Annotated in this window: 12 protein-coding genes, 1 tRNA gene and 5 pseudogenes; 11 read left to right on the forward strand and 7 right to left on the reverse strand. The window is 49.5% G+C overall.

Going from position 1 to position 17,363, the window contains the following annotated elements:
* Nucleotides 1-29: 29 nt before the first annotated feature.
* The 5 genes and pseudogenes from prfB to ACJ8HT_RS19365 all read left to right on the forward strand — a co-directional run.
* Nucleotides 30-1,128 (forward strand): peptide chain release factor 2 gene (gene prfB / locus ACJ8HT_RS19345; protein ID WP_096242572.1). Its coding sequence is split into 2 segments (ribosomal slippage): nucleotides 30-104 and nucleotides 106-1,128, totalling 1,098 coding nucleotides; the frame shifts between segments, so codons are not numbered across the junction.
* A 9-nt stretch (nucleotides 1,129-1,137) separates the two neighbouring features.
* On the forward strand, nucleotides 1,138-2,655 hold the full coding sequence (lysS, locus tag ACJ8HT_RS19350) for a lysine--tRNA ligase (RefSeq protein ID WP_033649459.1): 1,518 nt from the start codon (nucleotides 1,138-1,140) through the stop codon (nucleotides 2,653-2,655).
* A gap of 147 nt (nucleotides 2,656-2,802) precedes the next feature.
* A tRNA-Gly gene (locus ACJ8HT_RS19355) sits at nucleotides 2,803-2,876 on the forward strand.
* Between the two features lie 164 nt (nucleotides 2,877-3,040).
* Nucleotides 3,041-3,261: pseudogene (locus ACJ8HT_RS19360) on the forward strand (Arm DNA-binding domain-containing protein); the annotation flags it as partial.
* 56 nt (nucleotides 3,262-3,317) lie between these two features.
* A pseudogene (locus ACJ8HT_RS19365) lies at nucleotides 3,318-3,704 on the forward strand (IS3 family transposase); the annotation flags it as partial.
* Between the two features lie 228 nt (nucleotides 3,705-3,932).
* Here the strand turns inward: ACJ8HT_RS19365 and ACJ8HT_RS19370 are convergent.
* From ACJ8HT_RS19370 to ACJ8HT_RS19390, 5 genes and pseudogenes are all read right to left on the reverse strand, one after another.
* The gene (locus tag ACJ8HT_RS19370) at nucleotides 3,933-6,455 is read right to left on the reverse strand and encodes a hypothetical protein (protein ID WP_197653229.1); all 2,523 of its coding nucleotides are present in this window, start codon (nucleotides 6,453-6,455) and stop codon (nucleotides 3,933-3,935) included.
* A gap of 36 nt (nucleotides 6,456-6,491) precedes the next feature.
* Complete coding sequence (locus ACJ8HT_RS19375) at nucleotides 6,492-7,937, reverse strand: hypothetical protein (RefSeq protein WP_197653228.1); 1,446 nt, start codon at nucleotides 7,935-7,937, stop codon at nucleotides 6,492-6,494.
* Nucleotides 7,937-8,782 carry a hypothetical protein gene (locus ACJ8HT_RS19380; protein WP_197653227.1) on the reverse strand — a complete coding sequence of 282 codons (846 nt, stop codon included), beginning with the start codon at nucleotides 8,780-8,782 and terminating at the stop codon, nucleotides 7,937-7,939. Before ACJ8HT_RS19380 ends, ACJ8HT_RS19375 begins: the two co-directional genes overlap by 1 nt.
* Nucleotides 8,783-8,816: 34 nt before the next feature.
* Nucleotides 8,817-9,695 (reverse strand): helix-turn-helix transcriptional regulator, encoded by an 879-nt coding sequence (locus ACJ8HT_RS19385; protein ID WP_197653226.1) that lies wholly within the window; start codon nucleotides 9,693-9,695, stop codon nucleotides 8,817-8,819.
* A gap of 305 nt (nucleotides 9,696-10,000) precedes the next feature.
* Nucleotides 10,001-10,315: pseudogene (locus ACJ8HT_RS19390) on the reverse strand (YagK/YfjJ domain-containing protein); the annotation flags it as partial.
* 53 nt (nucleotides 10,316-10,368) lie between these two features.
* Here ACJ8HT_RS19390 and ACJ8HT_RS19395 point away from each other — a divergent pair.
* The 6 genes and pseudogenes from ACJ8HT_RS19395 to ACJ8HT_RS19420 all read left to right on the forward strand — a co-directional run bounded on the left by ACJ8HT_RS19395 (nucleotide 10,369) and on the right by ACJ8HT_RS19420 (nucleotide 14,429).
* A pseudogene (locus ACJ8HT_RS19395) lies at nucleotides 10,369-11,546 on the forward strand (IS3 family transposase).
* Nucleotides 11,537-12,159 (forward strand): annotated as a pseudogene (locus tag ACJ8HT_RS19400) (DNA primase); the annotation flags it as partial. The pseudogenes ACJ8HT_RS19395 and ACJ8HT_RS19400, both read left to right, overlap by 10 nt.
* A 250-nt stretch (nucleotides 12,160-12,409) precedes the next feature.
* On the forward strand, nucleotides 12,410-12,664 hold the full coding sequence (xis, locus tag ACJ8HT_RS19405) for an excisionase Xis (RefSeq protein ID WP_197653225.1): 255 nt from the start codon (nucleotides 12,410-12,412) through the stop codon (nucleotides 12,662-12,664).
* A 295-nt stretch (nucleotides 12,665-12,959) separates the two neighbouring features.
* Nucleotides 12,960-13,166, forward strand: a complete 207-nt coding sequence (locus ACJ8HT_RS19410) for a hypothetical protein (protein WP_197653224.1) — start codon at nucleotides 12,960-12,962, stop codon at nucleotides 13,164-13,166.
* Nucleotides 13,167-13,289: 123 nt separating this feature from the next.
* Nucleotides 13,290-13,388 (forward strand): YoaK family small membrane protein, encoded by a 99-nt coding sequence (locus tag ACJ8HT_RS19415; protein WP_197653223.1) that lies wholly within the window; start codon nucleotides 13,290-13,292, stop codon nucleotides 13,386-13,388.
* Between the two features lie 447 nt (nucleotides 13,389-13,835).
* On the forward strand, nucleotides 13,836-14,429 hold the full coding sequence (locus tag ACJ8HT_RS19420; protein WP_197653222.1) for a hypothetical protein: 594 nt from the start codon (nucleotides 13,836-13,838) through the stop codon (nucleotides 14,427-14,429).
* A gap of 559 nt (nucleotides 14,430-14,988) precedes the next feature.
* Here ACJ8HT_RS19420 and ACJ8HT_RS19425 read toward each other — a convergent pair.
* Nucleotides 14,989-16,299 (reverse strand): MFS transporter, encoded by a 1,311-nt coding sequence (locus ACJ8HT_RS19425; protein WP_197653221.1) that lies wholly within the window; start codon nucleotides 16,297-16,299, stop codon nucleotides 14,989-14,991.
* Between the two features lie 86 nt (nucleotides 16,300-16,385).
* Nucleotides 16,386-17,336 (reverse strand): 2-hydroxyacid dehydrogenase, encoded by a 951-nt coding sequence (locus ACJ8HT_RS19430; RefSeq protein WP_197653220.1) that lies wholly within the window; start codon nucleotides 17,334-17,336, stop codon nucleotides 16,386-16,388.
* Nucleotides 17,337-17,363: the final 27 nt, after the last annotated feature.

Below are 17,363 nucleotides of genomic sequence, written 5' to 3' on the forward strand. Positions count from 1 at the left end.
CGACGACATCAACGTAAAAGAACGAAACCATGTTTGAAATTAACCCGGTAAAAAACCGAATTCAGGACCTGTCCGAGCGGACTGCGGTTCTTAGGGGGTATCTTTGACTATGATGCCAAGAAGGAACGCCTAGAAGAGGTCAACGCCGAGCTGGAGCAGCCGGACGTGTGGAACGAGCCGGAGCGCGCACAGGCGCTCGGCAAAGAGCGCGCCGCGCTGGAAGCCATCGTTGAAACCATCGATCAGCTGGAGCAGGGCGGCGAAGACGTCGGCGGGCTGCTGGAACTGGCGGTGGAAGCCGACGATGAAGAAACCTTCAACGAAGCGGTCGCCGAGCTGGATCAACTGATGAGCAAGCTGGATCAGTTGGAATTCCGCCGCATGTTCTCCGGCGAATACGACAGCGCCGACTGCTACCTGGATATCCAGGCCGGTTCCGGCGGCACCGAAGCGCAGGACTGGGCCAGCATGCTGCTGCGCATGTACCTGCGCTGGGCTGAAGCCAAGGGCTTCAAGACCGAAGTGATCGAAGAGTCCGACGGCGACGTCGCGGGCCTGAAGTCTGCCACCATCAAGATCATCGGCGACTACGCGTTCGGCTGGTTGCGCACTGAAACCGGCGTTCACCGCCTGGTGCGCAAGAGCCCGTTCGACTCCGGCGGCCGTCGCCACACCTCGTTCAGCTCGGTGTTCATCTACCCGGAAGTCGACGACGATATCGATATCGAAATCAACCCGGCGGATCTGCGTATCGACGTGTACCGCGCCTCCGGTGCGGGCGGTCAGCACGTCAACAAAACCGAATCCGCCGTACGTATTACTCACCTGCCAACCAACATCGTGGTGCAGTGCCAGAACGATCGTTCTCAGCATAAGAACAAGGATCAAGCGTTTAAACAGCTGCGAGCCAAGCTGTACGAGTTTGAGATGCAAAAGAAAAATGCTGATAAGCAGACGATGGAAGACAACAAGTCCGACATCGGCTGGGGCAGCCAAATCCGTTCTTACGTGCTGGATGACTCCCGCATCAAGGATTTGCGCACCAACGTCGAAACGCGTAACACGCAGGCCGTACTGGATGGCGACCTGGATAAATTCATTGAGGCAAGTTTGAAAGCCGGGTTATGAGGAATAGAAATGTCTGAACAACAAGTACAGGGCGCCGATCAGGCGCTGGATCTCAATAACGAACTGCAGTCCCGCCGCGAGAAACTGGCCGGCCTGCGCGAGAACGGCATTGCGTTCCCGAACGACTTCCGTCGTGACTCCACCTCCGACAAACTGCACGCCGCGTACGGCGATAAAGACAACGAAGAGCTGGAAGCGCTGGGCGTAGAAGTGACCGTCGCCGGCCGCATGATGACCCGCCGTATTATGGGCAAAGCATCCTTCGTCACGCTGCAGGACGTGGGCGGCCGCATTCAGCTGTACGTCGCGCGCGACGATCTGGCTGAAGGCGTATACAACGACCAGTTCAAGAAGTGGGACCTGGGCGATATTCTCGGCGCACGCGGCAAGCTGTTCAAAACCAAGACCGGCGAACTGTCGATCCACTGCACCGAGCTGCGTCTGCTGACCAAAGCGCTGCGCCCGCTGCCGGACAAATTCCACGGCCTGGCGGATCAGGAAACCCGTTACCGCCAGCGTTACCTGGATCTGATCGCCAACGAAGAATCGCGCAATACCTTCAAGGTGCGTTCTCAGGTGATGTCGGCTATCCGCAACTTCATGGTGGAACGCGGCTTCATGGAAGTCGAAACCCCGATGATGCAGGTGATCCCGGGTGGCGCGTCCGCGCGTCCGTTCATCACGCACCACAATGCGCTGGATATCGACATGTACCTGCGCATCGCGCCGGAACTGTATCTGAAGCGTCTGGTGGTCGGCGGCTTTGAGCGCGTGTTCGAAATCAACCGCAACTTCCGTAACGAAGGCGTTTCTCCGCGTCACAACCCAGAGTTCACCATGATGGAACTCTACATGGCTTACGCGGATTACAAAGACCTGATCGAGCTGACCGAGACGCTGTTCCGCACCCTGACCGAGAAAGTGCTGGGCACCTCTCAGGTACAGTACGGCGACGAAGTGTTCGACTTCGGCAAGCCGTTCGAGAAGCTGACCATGACCGAGGCGATCAAGAAATACCGCCCGGAAACCGATCTGGCTGACCTGGCCGACATGGGCAAAGCGGTGGCCATCGCCGAATCCATCGGCATCAAGGTTGAGAAGAGCTGGGGCCTGGGCCGCGTCGTGACCGAGATCTTCGAAGAAGTGGCGGAAAGCCATCTGATTCAGCCGACCTTCATCACCGAGTACCCGGCTGAAGTGTCGCCGCTGGCGCGCCGCAACGACGTTAACCCGGAAATCACCGACCGCTTCGAGTTCTTCATCGGCGGCCGTGAAATCGGCAACGGCTTCTCCGAGCTGAACGACGCCGAAGACCAGGCACAGCGCTTTGCCGATCAGGTGAACGCGAAAGACGCCGGCGACGACGAAGCGATGTTCTACGACGAAGACTACGTCACTGCGCTGGAGCACGGCCTGCCGCCGACCGCCGGTCTGGGCATCGGTATCGACCGTATGGTGATGCTGTTCACCAACAGCCACACCATCCGCGACGTGATTCTGTTCCCGGCGATGCGCCCACAGAAATAATTCCGTTTAGCGTGAAATCACCGGTGCAGGCAACTGCGCCGGTTTTTTTTCGCCCACTGGACTTAACCGCTTAAAACATCGACAGTTACGCGCCATCTCCGCTTGCCCGCCGCCGATAACCGGTTATAATGCCTGTCGCACACCGATGCGGGTGTAGTTCAATGGTAGAACGGCAGCTTCCCAAGCTGCATACGAGGGTTCGATTCCCTTCACCCGCTCCAAACTAAACTCCCCTGAAGTCTACCAAACTCAACTTTTCATTGATAAATCAGCAGTTATAGCATTCTATTAGTCTATTGAACTCAATTGTACTCCCCCAGGGTCAAGCTCAATGTGGGGGTATGGATGGGGGTATAATTGTACCCCCTGCTGAGAGGTACCCCCAATGAAGCTGACAGCTCGTCAGGTTGAAACTGCAAAACCCAAAGAGAAGCCCTACAAACTGGCTGATGGTGGTGGTCTTTACCTACTGGTTAATCCGAATGGTAAAAGATACTGGCGTCTCAAATATCGCTCGTTAGGTAAAGAGAAACTCCTCGCTATAGGTGTTTACCCCGATGTTTCTTTATAGCTGAAGCCAGAAGTAAGCGTGAGGATGCTAAAAGGACTGACCCGTCCTAAATAGCGTTGACACATTTTACTCACGCACAGAGGAAAATGTGATGAACCAGTATATTAAACGCACACAACGCGATTACTCTCTATCCTTTAAACTGGCCGTCGTCGAACAGGTCGAAAAAGGCGAAATGACTTGCCGTCAGGCCACAGACCGTTATGGTATCCAAGGCAACGTAACCGTCATGAACTGGCTGCGCAAATACGGTCAGCTTGACTGGCGGACTTCTCCTTCCACCAGAACGTGCGGAGACAACATGCCCAAACTCCCCCTGACGCCCGAACAGCGTATTAAAGAACTTGAGCAGCAACTGGCTGAATCTGAAGTCAAAGCCCAGTTCTTCGAAGCTGTCGTCAAAGTGATGAACACCGACTTTGGCACCACGCTGACAAAAAAGCAGCTGACCGCCTTATCGCGCAAACACAAGTACCGGGACTCACAGTAACCAACACGCGGCGGCCGCACCTGTCGCTGAAATACAAAACGCCCGATGAGGTTCATCGGGCGTTATCCGGCTGAAAAGTGTCAACCTATATCAGGACTAGTCATGATGATTACCATTGTTTTTTTGGATTTTACAATAGTATCATGGGGTTAATGGTATTTAAGTTTGCTTCGTCTGAAGCACCATATCACGATGGTAATGAATTTATACCTTTCATTATGCAACAGCAGATAATGAAACCGATGTATCAAGCTGATCGACCATTTCGCAGATTTGCGATTGTTCATAGCTCAGGACCGGTCGTTGCTTAACCACACTTACTACAAGTGGTTTAATCAGCATATTGGCCGTTGCTCGGTCTTGCTCTTTTGCGGCGAAGATAACCTCCAGGGTTTTTTGGTCAATTACTGTTGCCAGATTCGCGTTCAGGTTTTCAAGTTCGTGTTCTGTAAGCATGAAACTTGTTGCAAGCCATGTAACCTGTTCCTGGATGAGAGCCAGCACTTTTACTCGGTCGTCTTCAACTAGTGCACCCGCTATTTTTTTGGAAATCGCTGTGGCAATCATACCGCCTAACAAGCCACCAGCTGCGCGTCCTGCTAAAGCACCGAAAGGACCTAATGGACTAAGCATCATTCCGCCAGCAATAGAACCAATTGCACCCCCAGCCACACCAGATGAAGTAACTGCCAGATTTTTTATAAACTGTGCCCCAGAAATACGACCTCGCACCATTTTGATCATATCCGGACCAGTGGTCACGGCGACCAGTGCGAAAGAGGTAACCAGTGTGCCACGCATCATCTTGTTAAGGGAGTTGAGATTGTTAGCTCCGACTCCCTGTTGAAGCGCATTACGAACTGTCGGGCTGGCAGCGGCAAAATCAATATTTTTAAGTAGCCCCTGAACGGCACTGATACGGTGTAATTGCTGTACCGTCACATAAACTGTCAGTGTGCGGGTAAATGTTTTACCTGCCTGTATTGCTGCCGTTTGCAACGCAGCCTTACGATCGCCGGTATTGAGGTAGAAAATAGAAGCTGTCAGACCGAAGCTGATACCTCCAGCTGCGAGGCTGATGATAGATCCTTCCGCAATGTCGTAAGTGATAGATTCGAACGTGCCAAACTTAGTGATGTTTTGTGCCTGGCTATAAGTCAGGTGTCCCTGACGTACAAGTTTTGTGGCTTCTGCAGGATCGGTAACGCCGGGGACTTTGCCATCGCGAATTTTGTTCTCCATCGTTTCAAGCGCTTTCGAATACTGGTCTTTCGGAACCTCTAACTGCATTGGGGTTCCGTTACTGTCATAATAGCGATAATTACCGTTTTGTCCGTCAAAACCAGCACCGACGCTACGTGCAGCGGTTGCACAGTATTTGGTCTGAATCTCTGAACCGTTAACCAGCCTGTCTGCACCATTTTTCGCATTATCATCACCGAGAATATGTGCATCTTTTAGTTGGATTTTGTCAGTAAGATGATTTCCCCGTTCGGCTGCAAAACCATGTACTTGTCCTCCCACTGCAAACATTTTTTCGTTAGTATTCCAGGCCTCCGGGAGTGTCATGAGAATCAGACCGTTTGTTGCTGCACTGGAAATAAATTCAGCCTGTGGTCGCTTGTGAATTTCAATGCAGAGTTTTTCCGTTTCCCGGCAAATATCAGAGCAATACCATTCCTGGCTCCCACCACCGCCCTGGTGTTTTGCGTTTTTAATCTCGCTCAAACCGCATGAAGTGCAGGTACAAAGCTCGTCGACATAGTGAAACGAGACAAATTTTCGACCATCCGAAAAAGAATAATAGTTCCCACCATCAAGATAACGGTTCAGGAGATCATCATTCGCAGCAGAGGGTAAATTCAGCCTATTACCAAAAAGGCTTCTTAGCTCATCTGATGAGTGTACAATTTTACTGTTTAACTGCTCATTAAATTCAGCCATCTTTCTTTCATACCAGGCATCATTTAAAAGCCAGTTTTCACCAGCCAGATCCTGCTCTCGAGTATCGCCCTGAAAAATATGCTGTGAGACCAACTTAAGATAGATAGTCTCTACGAATTCTGCTGAGAGGTTACTTCCTTCTTTTAGTTCCGTCAGCCAAAGTTGGTTATTGATCGCTTTTTGCTCATTTAACCCTGTATTGATGGCATTAGTTAACTTCTTGAGTTCCTGAATTTGGTTTGCCGCATAGAACTGTGTCAGTAAGGCTGCTATCCAGTATAGCAACCCTGTCCACCACATCAGTGAAGATGAGATATTATATTGCCAGGCTATAAACGGTGTAGCCGCAGAGCAGGCCATCAAAAAGTAAGACGTATAAAAACAGCAATAATACTCTTTAAGTTTGGCATTGATATCGGCTAGTATAAGCCCGTTTTGTAGAATAGCCTTGGTTTTTACAGGTACTGCAAGCAGGCCACTGGCAAATGCAGCGGTTAAAATAAACTTCATTGAATCAAATGAATAAGCTTCGTAGGCAATATGTTTACCATCAAGTCCCCACATAAAGCTAATCACCATTCCTGATATGGCAAGAGGTACACCCAGCAGCCAACGTGAGTGAAGCGCATAGGTTACGCGCTCTACAATATAGCCCGCCAATAAAGGTGGGCCTGCAACAATCAATGCACCAAATCCTAATATCACACCTAGAATATTGAGAGATGCCTTAAACAACGCTTTTATAATAACAAAACCGATTACCAGTAAAATTAACGCACCAATTATCTGTAGCATTGTGGTTTTATCCTTGCTGTAATTTTTATTCGAGTGCTACGCCATCATAAATGTGTCAAGATCATCCGCGTTTTTGATTATCTTCGCCTCTTCAACACCGTGGGCCTGGGCAAGCGTGATGCTTGCTTCCAGCAACCGGCGATTGTTTTCCACGCTAAATGCAGCTGCGGTAAGCTCACCCAGCGCCGCGAACTCGTTCAAAATTCGGTTGAGTGCTTTCTGCTCAATCTCACTTAAGCGACATGTAAATTGCTCCATTTTTTTCGCCAGCAATTGGCGTGCTTTACTGTCCAGATTTTTAGCTACTGTAACCATAAACTTCCCTGAGATAGAACCAACTAATGCCCCCAACACAGGCACAGGGATGATTGCCTGACCTGCGACAGACATTGCGCCAACGATGGCCGATTCCGCGCAGATGATAAGGCCAAGATCGGTAAACTCATCAGTATTAATCTCACCGCACTGATAGGAGAGAGCGAGATTGCTTACACCTTTAGCGGCAGTGACCAGCGCGCTGGCGAACGGTGCTCCCAGAGAGGCATAATTGGTCAGGGTATAAATTGCTCCGGCGGATACACCGCCAATAGCGGCACCTTTCAATGTATCTAAGCCGACATCCTGCCAGTCCTGTCTGTTGAAATCTCCACGAAATATATTTTTACCGTCACGGTATTTGCTATATATACCTGTTACAAGAGCAAAGGTTCCACCGAAAGCGGCTCCCATTGCGGTTGCACGCATGCCTTCACTTAGAGAGGGTTGGTGATCGTCAATAATTTCTGCTTTTTTTGCCTCGTTCTGTTCCGCTAATTCCTGATCATGTTTATCAAGCGTTTCGTCAATTTTTCCCCACTGAACATCTTTGTAATCAGAAACTCCAGGACGCACGACATCATTAAAGGATCTTCCCGTTGTACTTTCAATTTCTGCAACTTTATCCCTGATAGCCTGTATTGTTTTTTCGCTCAAGCCCTCCACCGGCTTCCCATCAATAACATCCTGAATCGTTTGCCAGGAGTCTTTGGGGATATGGTAAAAGGATTCTCCCTGGGTGAAATTGGGATAGGTTTCCATGTGCTGAAGGACATGGTTCAGGTTATTATTAACTCCGTTGATAAACTTTGACTGCACGTCAACGCCATCTATCATATAATCCGCCGGAGCGGTTCGACCCACTCCGTCAAACGTGGCGCTAAGATCAGAGGCATCCTGAACCCTTTCTTCTATTGCTTGGCGAGCATTGCGCACGCCAACTTCTACCTGCTCAGCAATTTCACCGTGTTTGGTGCTCATTGAGCCCAGGATGTTACCCGGTGACGCGATGAAATCACGCACCTTTTGCATTTGTTCGCCAGCCAACTCAAATGCACGATCCTGCTGCGATAGTTTTAACAGTTCATTATCAATGCGGGTCTGATTAATGGCGTTAACCGCGCTGCCGATAAGCTGGTCGCCAACTGTATTATGGTTAATGCTCATTACTGGATTTTCTTGTTGATCAGTTTTGATAATGCATTGATATGGTTAATCAATGCCCCTAATTGATCTTTCTGATGGGGATTAAACTGGCAATAGTCTTGAGGCGCAGCCTTTTCCAGCACATCAATAATGCTTTCAGTACCATGATAGTGCTCGGATGTGAGCATCTTGAGTTCTTGCGCACCACGTTCCATCACGCGAAGTTCGCTGGTTTTTGCGCGAACCTGGCGCTCTTCCTGTTGTGCTTCATCAATGATTTTACCGTTTTTGCGACGGGCTAGTAAGGTTCCGCCAGCGATGCCTACAGCACCAATCCCCCAGCCTATTGGACCCGCCAGAGCCAGTAGTGCGCTTCCTGCTGACATGCCACCGCCACCCGCAGCCAGTGCGCCGCCGCCGAGCCATGCCAGGGCTGCATTTGTTGCGGCAGCTCCGCTTAACGTAGCAATAGCGGTACCCGTGGATGCTGTACCAAAAGTTGTTGCGACCGCCAGCGCAGCCGTAGGGGCAAATGCGGCGACCCCCGCCCCTACGGCAACCCCCGCAGCAGCCGTTCCTTTACCAATATGTGATGCGCGGTATTCTTCTTCCAGTTTTTCCACCACGTTATCAAATTCAGCGATTTCCGCTTTCAATTCGCTCCAGGATTTATCAAACTCTTTCGGTGTATTCGCCAGTCGATTAACAAAATTTTCACCACGGGCAATCAGGTTCTTACTGCATTTCTGGCGTAACAGAAAGAGGGCAGTGATCTCATCCTGGGTGTCTTTAGCCTGTACTTCATAACGGTTAGTTGCACTTTTGAGACTGGCTAATGCTTCTTTTCTTTCTGAACCACGTAACATTTTTTACTCCTGCTGTATGTTGTCAAAAATAATTTCACTGCAATGGGTTTTTCATTTCTATTATTTGCTGGTTGAGCTTCTGATAAAAACGTTGTTGTAGGCTAACCGGGGAAATAACAGTGAGGTTTGGTAACCAATAACGTAATAATGGGAATAGCTGGTTTTCGTGTGCCATTTTGGTTTGCACGATCAAGTCGCCATTAGGTTCCTGACGAATTAACTTTTGGGCAGGCAGAACATTTCGACGTTTAAAAAAATGGCTTACGTCGGCTGAAATTTTAAGGAGTACAATCTGCTTATCCAAAGAAAACCAGACATCATCTTCTTCAGCAAAGTATTGTGTGATATGGGGTTGTGGTGTGAAGTGCTCTGATTTAAATTTCAGCCAATGAATTTTGGTGAGCTGGAATCCTTTAACCTTTTCATTCTCTACCGCACCGAGATACCAGACGCTCTTTATGTTAATAAGCTTATAAGGCGCGACGGTCCGATGTTTCCCTTTATAATGAAATTCACAAAGGCTATTTTCACGAATCGCTTTATCGAACACACTATAGTTATTCTCAAGTACGCGTTTCGCCTCTGGGTCTCCGGGCAGCGATCTGATGATCAGTGAAGTCATGTCAGGCTGGGAGAAGATTTTTTTTACAGGGAATAACTCTGCCATCCCTAGGGCATTGATGAGATTTTGTTGTTCTTTTAGAGCCTGAGGTTTAGCGTAAGCGGGAGCCAGCCTGTAAATACCATCACCATCGGGGACGATTCTGTCGCCCAGACGATTAAGATCACGATACAAAGTACGCTCACTGATGTTGAATTCGTCCATCATCTTCTTACGTGATACAAAGCCGTACTGGTAAAGTTCTGCAATAATAGCGGTTATTCTTTGTACCATTACCTCATGCCCGCTCATGCGCGTTCTCCTTGTAATTTTTCCTTGAGATTACCAGTCGCTACTGACAGGGCATGTCAGTAGCGACTGGGGGATCATGTTTTCATATCGGCAAATTTCTCACATAACTTAAGGAGATCAAGTCGAAAAGTCAGTTAATGGCTTTTGCGGTCAATAACATAATCAGTCTCCTGCAGGCAGTCGCGAGTAGCCAGTCAGAGGTGAAAGAATAACTGACGTGTCAAGGCTTCAAAAGCGGAGTATGCTGAGATTCAGTCGATTAGAGCCAGGCTGAAAAAATCTTTATAGACTTAGTTTGTTTTGCCTCAGGACTGACTGCAGCCAAATGAGCGTTCATTCCGGTTGTATGACTTGGTGCGCTCCTTCGCAAAATAACTCAGCCTGAAGGTGAATTTATCGTAAACCGTTTTGTAGTTTAAAGCATTGACGTCCAGGTAATACAGCGGATTATCCGGGAAATGTACCAACTTTCGGTATTCGGGTTGTTGGCTCAGTTGTATGGCACTCAGCCAGGCTTCCCGTATCAGAGACGCCAAACCCGTCCCGTCTTCACCGTAACTCCCCAGTCCATTGAACGTATCGTTATTCACGAACAACACCATGTAGTGGCACAGTGAATTTGGCCACCTGATTAAAGGTGATATTCTCACCTCAACATAAAATAGGTGACTTAATGAACAAGAGAACTAAGCGTACTTTTACCCCTGAGTTCAGGCTGGAATGTGCACAGCTGATCGTTGATAAGGGTTACTCATATCGACAAGCCAGTGAAGCGGTTAATGTTGGTTCTACCACGCTTGAATCTTGGGTACGCCAGCTCAGACGAGAGCGCCAGGGGATTACGCCTTCTGCCACCCCCATTACCCCAGAGCAGCAGCGTATCCGCGAGCTGGAAAAGCAGGTTCGCCGCCTGGAGGAACAGAATACGATATTAAAAAAGGCTACCGCGCTCTTGATGTCCGACTCACTGAACGGTTCACGATAATTGCCAGGCTGAGCGACAGCCATACGGTAGTCAGACTTTGTTCCGCTCTGGGAGTACACAGTAGCAGTTACCGGTACTGGCAGAAACGATGCGACACTGTTAATCCCGCGCGAGTCAGGTTGTACAGCGAGATACGCCGGGCATGGAACCAGAGCCGTGGCTCTGCTGGCGCGCGCACTCTGGCTGAAATGCTGACCCAAAACGGCATTCCGATGAGCCGTTACCGTGCCAGGCGTCTGATGAAATCCCTGAACCTGAGCAGTTGTCAGCCCGGAAAATATCAGTACAAAAATGCCCGTTAGGAGCATACATGCCTGCCGAATCTGCTCGAGCGCCAGTTCGCTGTACCGGAGCCAGACCGGGTATGGTGCGGAGATATTACTTATATCTGGGCAGGAAATCGCTGGTGCTATCTGGCGGTCGTAATGGATCTTTTTGCCCGCAGAGTTATCGGCTGGAGTCTGTCAGCGAATGCCGATACAGCACTGATAAGCAACGCTCTGCGGATGGCATATGAGACGCGTAGCCAACCGCGTGATGTCATGTTCCATAGCGATCAGGGAAGTCAGTATACAGGCCTGAAATATCAGCAACTTCTCTGGCGTTACAGAATAAAGCAAAGCGTCAGTCGGCGGGGAAACTGCTGGGATAACAGCCCGATGGAACGCTTCTTCCGCAGCCTGAAAACAGAATGGGTGCCAGCGAATGGCTACATGGGTAAAGACGAAGCCCGGCGGCAAATCAATCGCTATATATTGAATTACTACAATAGCGTCAGACCACATCATTACAACGGTGGACTGACGCCAGAAGAATCAGAGAACAGATACCGTTCTTACTGTAAAACCGTGGTCAATATTACTTGACCACTACAAGGCGTATCAAAGCTGGCCAGTTGGTGCGCTTGCTGAATATCCCACTAAGTAAGGCTGTACGCTTTCATGAATACCACACCGGGAAGCAACATGCTGATGCGCATCAAAGATGCCTACCAGAGCCACTACGGACCTGCTGGGCGAGAATGGATTAAATATTTGGCCAACCACCAGCAGGAAGCGGTCGAGGCTGTAAGGGCTGCTGAGGAGCGCTGGAGGTCATTAGTCCCTAGTGACTATGGTGAACAGGTTCATCGCGTAGCAGCGAGGTTCGCCGTTCTTGAATGCCTTTGGCATGAGTCGGTTTGCACCATTGCCCTATGATCCGCAAAGTCTGATGATTTGCGATATGGCTGGCTACAGGGAGCGGGGTAAACACGACACAGATAAGATGGTGTTCCATACCTTCAAATCTGCGTTTGAGAAGGAGATTGCGGCCGGGTTCAATGCGAAGCACTTTGCTAAGGTTTTACTGGAGTCCGGCATGCTCACACCGCCAAGCAGTGGTCGTGGTTACCAGAGGAAGTCCCCAAGAGTGAATGGCCAACAGGTTAACGTCTATGTCCTGCACTACATGCCTGAGGATAAACAAGCAGAAGAGTAATATCTCACGTACGTAGTAAGTGTGTTGGTTCAGTCAGTTCAGTTGGTTCAATATATAAAATCTGTTGTTTTATAATAGATTTATTTTTCGTATTGAACCAACACTGAACCAACAAATGCCTATTTTGAACCAACGTTTCATGATTTGCTCCCTCAGGTTATGATTTTGACCTCTGTTTCTATCGTTTTTTTCTGGTGAGATCCCACCTGATTTGACAACTAATCACTGTTGAGAGGCGGAAGAGGTGGATATGAAAGCCGAAGAAATGTTAACGAGTAAAGATGTGCGTTCGCTGCTAAAAATATCAAATTCATCCATGTATCGACTGCGCCATCGGGATGTAAACCCGTTCCCGGGGCCTGACTTTTATGGAGTCGGCGAAGCGAACAAGTGGTTTACATCGAAAGTAGCGGAATGGCAGCTTGCGGAGAGCCAGCGAGCAAAGGTCAAGCCTGCCGAACATCTGCATGAAAAAACTAGGCGGTTTTCTCGTCGGGTTGTCTGAGCTAAGCAGCATCTAAGAATGGTTTCATGCACCGATAGAGTCCTATTCACGGTGGTAACCAGGAGCGTTCCAAAGTGGTTGTGGAATTCTTTGAGCTGATAGTAGTAATAAATGAATCCTGAATGATGTTGACTGTAAATTAATAGCTATCCTTATGATGAATAATGATTTTTATCGGGGTTTTGTTTGTGTGGCATTGATCAAGTGCTGATCACTTTGGGATAGCTATGTGAACGCCTACTGAGCATAGTAGGCATAAAACAATTTATGGGCCCATAGAGGGGAGGGGCGAATCATGAAGAAAGTTATTTTTGCGGCATGCTTGTCACTTTTTGCCTTTACAGCAACCGCAGCAAACAAACCATGCTCGGGGAAGAAGGGGGGATATCTCATTGTTCAGGAGAAAAGTTCGTCTGCAAAGATGGTTCGATCAGCAAGTCGAAAAAGATTTGTCGTTGATGGCCTGCAGGAAGTGCGATTGTTATCCAAGCGGAGTCGCTGATGAGTAAGTTATTACTACCCCTAACATTGGTAAGCACTTTTGCCTTTATGATGCTTATGAACTCTGGGTGTAAGTCGTTTGTTATGCAAGATTTAATGCCGTAAGGGGCTAGAACAAGAAAATATGAAAATTGGATATCTGTTTCCTGTCGTAATCATCGTGGCGGCTGTCGTGTTGTTGGCCTGGTTCATCATAGGTGGGTATGCAATGCCTGCAAAGTGATGGCCAACAAGCTTCAAGCTAGGATGGATGGTTAAGCGCCAAAGGATACGGATCACTGGGAACAACAAGATCATTGGTGAGTTTGTAGACATCAAGTGGGAGCACCTGCCGTAGCCAGTGGGCTGATGAGCTGGGTTGGTGATTAATATTTGAGCTTGATGAGGGGGGGGGCGCTTATAGCAGCATCCCGTAATGATCAGATGATTACGTGAGAATACCGCAGCCATTGGGTCGCAGAAATGCGACTTTTTTGTTAACTAAAATGCGTGGACTACACGGATTAGAGGACCAAGCGTCAACCAACTCAAGATCTTAATTGTCATACAAATAAGATCTTAGATATCTAATCCCAATCGCAGAGTTCAATAGATTCAATGAATCAAAAAAACTTGATTGATCGTCGCAAACGATCATAAACTTACTGTATTAGTAAACAGGAGGTACGCCATGGTGAACGATCTATCCATTAAAGCGTTCGTTCAATTCTTAGAATCTCTTCCGGATTTAAACATCATTCCTGAAGCGACTGCTCGAAATCTTAAGAACTCATCCCTATTGCTGATTTCTTCTGCCGAGCTGCCAGAGGATGAAGACGTTCGCACTTATGCGCCTGAGCGTTTTTTAGAAGGCTACATAAGAAATTCAGAATCTGAGCCATCAGACAGCACCTTGCGAGCCTATAGAAGCAGATTAATGAGTGCGATTAAGCTTTTTGTAGAGCATGTCACTGGTGAGGCGATGCCAGCTTTTGGGAAGAAATCTGGATCGGAATTATTGAGGAATGCTTCAGTTAACTTTCTAAAGATAGCTCATGACCAACTCCAGGAAAACCTGGGTACGACCACCAAGAAAAGGAAAGCGTCAGTGGCTAGAAAACCATCAGTTAAAGATAAGCAGGACGATGAACTGAAAACTTTCGCTTTACCAATTCCTTTGCGTAGCGATCTGATTCTCACCATTGAAAATTTACCAACAGACCTAAGCATCGATGAGGCTGAAAGGATAGCCACTATAGTGAAGTCGTTCGCGGTGAAGAACTAAAGAATTTGAGGTAACTCCCCTGGCAGGGGGAGCCCCTCCGATCGAGGATAAAGGCACCCACGACCGTTTCAGTACTCGAAACACTGTTACAATAGTGGATCCTCGCATTTATCGCAAGAATCTTGTGGGGTGTGCTTCACCCATAGGAAATGGTGAAGTCAATGACTTTACGAACTATTGCAACAAAATCAGCCCCTCCTGGCTTTACTTGGAGACACTGTCGCTTCCGCAGGACCCGTGCAAAAGCAGGGACTCCTGATTCGGAAAGGAAGATCTTAGATGCTCACAAGTATGGCTATAAATGCTGGTCATTTTTAGTCAGGTGTAAAAAGTAGCACCTAACCCGGCTCCGGCCGGGTTTTCTGTGCTTCAAAATGCTGGAGTATCTACTTGTTGTTTAATAAATAAGCCATTAAGTCAAGTGTGTCGTCAGCCCAACTATAGGGCAGGATCGTCTACCGGTGGGGTCAGTCCACATTTTAACGCGATAACACAATACGCCGCTCAATCCTGATGCGGGTGTGAGCCGCTGTCGCTGCCCACACCGCGCCATTACGGCTTAACTCCATTTCTGTTTGGCCCCGGAGGGGAGAAGGCTGCCTGTTTCTTCGCAGGAGCGATCGCATTCTTTCGGCAGCAGGAAGGTGATACTTCCTGCCAGCAACAGCGATGCTGCCAGCGCGCAAACCGCGACGTTTTGTCCGTACACATAAATCATGACGCCTACCAAATAGGGGCCACAGAACCCACCGAGGTTGCCCAGCCCATTGATTACCCCGCGTGCGCTGCCCGCCACTTCTGCCGTCGCAATGCGTCCGGGAATTGACCAGAAGGGGCTGGTCGCCGCTTTAAGGAAGAAGCCGCACACCACCAGCGCGATATAGGCGGCCACTACGTGATCATGCAGGATCACTGAGGCTATCAGCGCCGCTGCAAAACAGTACAGGGAGATCCTGACCCACAAACGGCGTTTACCGCTGCGATCGCTGAACATCGAAATCACATAAATCCCCGCCAGAGTGGCAACAAACGGCAGGATCGCCAATACCCCAACATTAGCCATACTGCCGCCTGTCAGGTTTTTCAAGATGGTGGGCAGCCACAACGTATACCCATAGTCCCCGGTCTGGTAAAAGAAATTCAGCACGACCAGGCGCATCAATCCCTTGTTGCGGAACACCGCTTTTAACGGCGCCTTGGCCGCCGGCACCATTCCTTCTCGCGCTTTGCGTTCCCGTGCCAGCTCGGTCAATAAATAGTCGCGTTCTTTCGCCGGCAGCCAACGCGCCTCTTCCGGGCGGTCACTGATCACCAGCCACCAAATGGTCAGCACCACGACCGACAACAAGCCTTCGATAATGAACAGCCAGCGCCAGTCGAGAGTGGCAATAATCGCGCCGGAAACTGGAGCGGTCAGCATCCCCCCTAGTGGGGCAAACATCATGACAAAGGCATTGGCGCGGCCCAGTTCTTTTTCCGGGAACCAATTGCTTACCATGGTCAGCACGACGGGCAACATCCCCCCTTCGGAGATCCCGAGAATAAAACGCAGCACGAGCAGCTGATATTCATGGGTGACGAACCCGGTGGCGATAGAGACAACCGCCCAGGCCACGAGCGACCAGGCGATAAAACGTTTCCCGCTTCCGTAAACCGCAAGTCGTCCACCAGGGATTTGCAGAAATAAATAACCAATAAAAAATATACCGCTGGCCACGCCAGCCATCTGGCTGGTAATGCCCAAATCCTGTTCCATGCCGCCCGGCAGAGCAAAGCTGATATTAACGCGATCCATAAATGAAATAATGCAGGTGACAAGGATCGGCGCGATAACCCGCAGCCAGCGAGTTCCTGGTATTTTATCGGTCATAGTAGCGTCTCGATGATATCCGCCATCCACCGAGGATTATTGTGTTGGCGGATAAAAATGATTATTCGTAACTCAGGTGATCATTTTTATTTAATTAATCCAGGAATATCCTGATGGGAAAAATAACCTGCCAGATTATCCAAAACGGATTGGCTCATTCCCTGACGGGTTTCTACGGTAGCACTGGCCACGTGGGGCTGAAGCAGAACGTTCTCGAGAGCAAAGAACGCTGTCGGGACATGGGGCTCGTTTTCAAATACATCCAGAGCAGCCCCGGCGATAACATGATTTTGTAACGCTTTTATCAGCGCCACCTCATCGACCAGGCTGCCGCGGGCGATATTGATAAGCCAGGCACTATCGGGCATGGCGTTAAATACGCTGGCATCAATAATCCCGCGGTTTTCCGCACTGCCGGATGCCGCGATCACCAGGAAATCACTCTGCGCGGCGAGCGTGTGCAGATCGGCGCACCACTGGTAATCCAGGTTGTCTTTGCGCTGGCGGTCAGTATACAGGATGGCCATATCGAAGCCTTTCGCCCGGCGGGCGATGGCTTGGCCAATATTCCCCATGCCAAAAATACCGATGCGTTTACCGCTCACTTTGGTTGCCAGCGGCGGCGGCGTCGTTTCCCAGCGGCCTTCGCGTACAAAACGGTCCCCTTGGCATAGACGGCGGCTGGCGGACAGCATCAGCCCCATCGCCAGATCGGCCACATCATCGGTCAGCACACCGGCGGTGATCCCGACGCTGATATGGCGCTCCCGGGTGTAGTCGAGGTCGATAGCGTCGGTCCCCACGCCAAAGACAGCAATCATGCCCACCTGCGGCAACTGCTCCAGCGTCTGCCGGGTTACCCCCACATCGCCACGGGTGACCACCGCCTGAACGTCTGCGCCATGGCGAACCAGGAAGGCTGGAATATCTGATTGCTCATAGAGACGGAATACCCGGTAACTGGCATCCAGCGCGGCCTGCAAAGCATCCATCACCGGCGCGATAAGTAAAATGGTGGGTTGAGTGTCAGTATGCATAGTTGCGTTCCTGTCTGAAAAAAATAG

Origin of the sequence: Serratia sp. CY44782 (assembly GCF_052168715.1) — a bacterium.
In the GTDB taxonomy this organism is placed as follows: Bacteria; Pseudomonadota; Gammaproteobacteria; order Enterobacterales; family Enterobacteriaceae; genus Serratia; species Serratia nevei.

Excerpts from the sequence above, each read along its gene's own strand:
- lysS (WP_033649459.1), top strand. The coding sequence starts at position 1,138 with ATGTCTGAACAACAAGTACAGGGCGCCGATCAGGCGCTGGATCTCAAT.
- ACJ8HT_RS19370 (WP_197653229.1), bottom strand. The coding sequence starts at position 6,455 with ATGCTACAGATAATTGGTGCGTTAATTTTACTGGTAATCGGTTTTGTT.
- ACJ8HT_RS19375 (WP_197653228.1), bottom strand. The coding sequence starts at position 7,937 with ATGAGCATTAACCATAATACAGTTGGCGACCAGCTTATCGGCAGCGCG.
- ACJ8HT_RS19380 (WP_197653227.1), bottom strand. The coding sequence starts at position 8,782 with ATGTTACGTGGTTCAGAAAGAAAAGAAGCATTAGCCAGTCTCAAAAGT.
- ACJ8HT_RS19385 (WP_197653226.1), bottom strand. The coding sequence starts at position 9,695 with ATGAGCGGGCATGAGGTAATGGTACAAAGAATAACCGCTATTATTGCA.
- xis (WP_197653225.1), top strand. The coding sequence starts at position 12,410 with ATGAAAGCCGAAGAAATGTTAACGAGTAAAGATGTGCGTTCGCTGCTA.
- ACJ8HT_RS19410 (WP_197653224.1), top strand. The coding sequence starts at position 12,960 with ATGAAGAAAGTTATTTTTGCGGCATGCTTGTCACTTTTTGCCTTTACA.
- ACJ8HT_RS19415 (WP_197653223.1), top strand. The coding sequence starts at position 13,290 with ATGAAAATTGGATATCTGTTTCCTGTCGTAATCATCGTGGCGGCTGTC.
- ACJ8HT_RS19420 (WP_197653222.1), top strand. The coding sequence starts at position 13,836 with ATGGTGAACGATCTATCCATTAAAGCGTTCGTTCAATTCTTAGAATCT.
- ACJ8HT_RS19425 (WP_197653221.1), bottom strand. The coding sequence starts at position 16,299 with ATGACCGATAAAATACCAGGAACTCGCTGGCTGCGGGTTATCGCGCCG.
- ACJ8HT_RS19430 (WP_197653220.1), bottom strand. The coding sequence starts at position 17,336 with ATGCATACTGACACTCAACCCACCATTTTACTTATCGCGCCGGTGATG.